The organism is Lysinibacillus sp. NPDC086135, from assembly GCF_044746345.1.
Lineage (GTDB): Bacteria > Bacillota > Bacilli > Bacillales_A > Planococcaceae > Lysinibacillus.
This window is the reverse complement of the sequence record NZ_JBIVCA010000047.1, coordinates 1-3,303: the sequence shown is the minus strand read 5'-3', so window position 1 is coordinate 3,303 and position 3,303 is coordinate 1. Positions and strand designations below refer to the sequence as shown.

Sequence of the window (3,303 nt, the reverse complement as noted above, 5' to 3'; positions counted from 1 at the left end):
AGGCGACTATCTCCTATAGGAAACCCAACAGATCCCCAGTTGTCCGGATCAACTGGAAATTATATCGGATAGAGCTCTTACTACTAATATACGAGAGGGGACTTTTGATGAAAAAGAAATTTTAATGGTATTAGAAAGTTTAAAAGCAGTTGATAACGATTCAATTCGCATAATAGGTGAACAGTCTTTTACTACCTGTAGTTACACCGCTCGTTATAACAAATCCAAATGGGATACCGATGACGAAGTTTCTCGTGTAGCTTGGTACGAGGCTAACAAGAAAATACGAATTGAAGAAAGCCTAGGAATTAAGACTCCTAAAAATCATAATGAATTTTTTTTAGATTCAATAGGTTATAAAGAATATGAATCTGGTTCAGAGTATCATTTTTTATATCGTTCTCAAGAAGACTTTACAAACGGATTTTGGCTATGGATTGCCCCTAGAGAATTATCAGATTCGCTTCCTCAGTTTACAGGTCATAAAATTGGAACTAGGCAGAGTTGGAATATCAAAAAAGTAAGTGGATCGATTTTACACATCCCAGTTAATGAAATTATTTTGTGTCGACAAAATACCAAATATAAAAGCTGGATGGTACATTGGGAGAAAGATAACTATATTTATCACTTTTATTCTAGAGCTAGTATAAAAAATAATATTCGGGAGTTCCAATTATTTTTTTCGAAATTGAATTCTCAGTAAAGAAAAATTTTCTTAAAATAAATAACGTACCCATTCCGCTACTGAATAAAAACCTGTATATTAGACACTTTAAACTTGCATTTTTTAATCGTTCCTATACTTCAATTACAGGGGCTTTAGTTGAATAAGCTTCACTTTTCTTGTTCAACTCCCATGAAAGAACTTAATCATCTTTCATTTTCTGTGGTGAAGAGATTATTTTCGCGCTTCATGGAGGGCTAACGGGTGCTTTACTTGAAGAACATTAAGCTGTTTTAGACAGTTCTTTTTTCTTATTGTACTCCCATGAAAGAACTTAATCATCTTTCATTTTCTGTGGTGTAGCGCTGGTTTTTGCGCTACATGGATGGCTAACGGGGCGGTTAGTTGAAGAAGGTTAATTGGAAATCGTCGTCGAATTAATAATGATAAATTCGAAAGTTAAATGAAGGGAATTAAATTTATGAAAAAGCTAAATTGGCAAAGGGAACACCTTTGGGGAGGATGCATTTTGGCTTCAATAGCCCACGCTATTATGGTCGCTCACTATCCCGAATTGTCAAATGAACATTCCTGGGATGACATTAATTACAACGTTCAGGATAGTTCAGGTGCTCGTGGGACAATAACCTTCAATCCCAACTACGTTGTAGGTACCTTCCGAAACGAATTTAGTGAACGAGAGTATATAGATGCTTTGGATTATTTTAACGGTGCTCCCAAGGAAGTAAATCAGTTAGCTGTTAACGAAACCCTTCAATATTTGTTAGATGAAATTGATGGAGATACAGTCCCAGTCATTACTACTGCCTTTTGGGAAGGCGATGTTGGGACATATTCAAACGATAGTTTTGAGGACTTTATTGAAAACGGAGGTTTTCTTATCGAAATTCAAACTAAAGATATTGAAACAGCAATAAATGAATGGAAAGAATACTACGATATGTCCGATTCTCAAATAAATTTGCTTTACTCCATCTTTGAGAGAAAAATAAGTAACCCTTCTGGTGAAATTATATTGATGGATAGTGAAATAAAAATGATTCAATCAGACGATGAGGAAGGTCTTAACGAAAGCAGAATATCATTTGCAGAACTTGGCATCAAGTGGGAGATATAGCACAGCCGTAATTGAACTAACGGTGCAGGTTAGTTCAATAAGAAATTTGATAAATTCCATTGTTTTTATGTCGCATTAGTGAAAAATTGAAGAATCCGAAATAGTGATTATTTAGCTACAGACTAAGATGCAATACAATCTAAGTGATAAGTCAATTTCTATCTAGAGAATTACTTCGATTTCATAAAAAAAGCAGTATTTGTATATGTATAAATGCAGCTATAAGTATGACGAATAGAATAAAACTGTTCAACACTTGGAATTAGAGAAAATTGAAATTGAAGGATAATAGACAATTAGAACATACGGCGCAACACAGATAACAAAAAACTTAGCAGAATAATTAATAAATTTCAGATTAAATGAGCCAATATCTAAGCACATCTCTTAGATATTGGCTCTGCAGAAGTGCACTTGCTATGGTCGGTTCCAAATAAATGTTGTAACAATATACGGCAAAAGTATGGCAATGACAAAAATGAATAAATTCCCGGATAATCCTATTACTTTCAATTTTCCTTTAGAATACAACAAAGCTAAGATAACCCCTATTATAGGTCCTGTAATTAATACGCTTCGCCATACTATACCTGGAACAAGATCAATATTAAAAATGGTTAGTCCATAAAAAAGTAAGTTAAAGATAAAAACATAAATTGATAAATGTTTCATAGCTAGGCTCCTTTTTGATTTCAGACTATTTATAATATACGTACAATAATGTCGTTAAGTTTCGATCTTGAACTTTTTATTTTCTTATTGTTAATACGAACTGTTAGGAATTTGAGATGTATTCCGAAAAAATGTGCAATAGAAGAAAAGGTTCTTCTTCAACTAAAGGGGCAGGTAAGTTCAATAAAGTTCAAAAAAAGTGGGGTTATATGTTAGTATAGTGATGGTATAAGGTTCTAAATCATACAAAAATCAGTGTGGAGATTGAATAGACGAAATGACTTAACTTCTTGTTATGAAACTAAAGGGAAGCTTTTGACAAAAAAACACTCAGATTACTTTTCCTTACGCTTTTCTTCAAAGCCCTCTTCACCTAATGATGTAAGTTTATAATATTTTCTTCTTCCGCCTAGTCCTTGTTCATCACCCCAGTAAGAAGAAATCCATTTGTTATTTTCTAATCTCTTTAATGACAAATAAAGTGTACCTTCTTTTAGTTCAAATTGGTCTTCACTTTTTTCACGAGTCAATTTTGCTATTTCATATCCATACATATCTTTGCTATGTAATAACGAGAGGATTAATGTATCAATATGCCCTTTTAAAACCTCTTTGTTAAATTCCAATTTTTACACCTCTTTATTTATTTATAATATACATTACCTAATAAAGCAAGGTATTAAATTATTTAAAGAGGCTGGGACAAAACCCCTCCCTAAACTAAAAAGCCAGTGAAATTTTACGATCAGTAAAATTTCACCGGCTTTGAATTTTTGTCATAAAAAATAAGGACCACTTCTGATAAAATTAAGTCACCATAACAAAA

The 3,303-nt window shown here is 32.9% G+C and carries 4 protein-coding genes; 2 read left to right on the top strand and 2 right to left on the bottom strand.

Going from position 1 to position 3,303, the window contains the following annotated elements; genetic code table 11:
• The first annotated feature begins 124 nt into the window (after window positions 1-124).
• Together ACIPKN_RS26825 and ACIPKN_RS26820 are read left to right on the top strand one after the other, a co-directional pair.
• On the top strand, window positions 125-706 hold the full coding sequence (locus ACIPKN_RS26825; protein WP_400942053.1) for a hypothetical protein: 582 nt from the start codon (window positions 125-127) through the stop codon (window positions 704-706).
• A 442-nt stretch (window positions 707-1,148) separates the two neighbouring features.
• Entirely contained in the window at window positions 1,149-1,805 is a 657-nt protein-coding gene (locus tag ACIPKN_RS26820) for a hypothetical protein (RefSeq protein ID WP_400942050.1), read from the top strand.
• 417 nt (window positions 1,806-2,222) lie between these two features.
• Here ACIPKN_RS26820 and ACIPKN_RS26815 read toward each other — a convergent pair whose 3' ends face one another.
• Together ACIPKN_RS26815 and ACIPKN_RS26810 are read right to left on the bottom strand one after the other, a co-directional pair.
• Entirely contained in the window at window positions 2,223-2,477 is a 255-nt protein-coding gene (locus ACIPKN_RS26815) for a hypothetical protein (protein WP_400942047.1), read from the bottom strand.
• Between the two features lie 335 nt (window positions 2,478-2,812).
• Complete coding sequence (locus tag ACIPKN_RS26810; protein WP_400942044.1) at window positions 2,813-3,103, bottom strand: PadR family transcriptional regulator; 291 nt, start codon at window positions 3,101-3,103, stop codon at window positions 2,813-2,815.
• Between the last annotated feature and the right edge of the window lie 200 nt (window positions 3,104-3,303).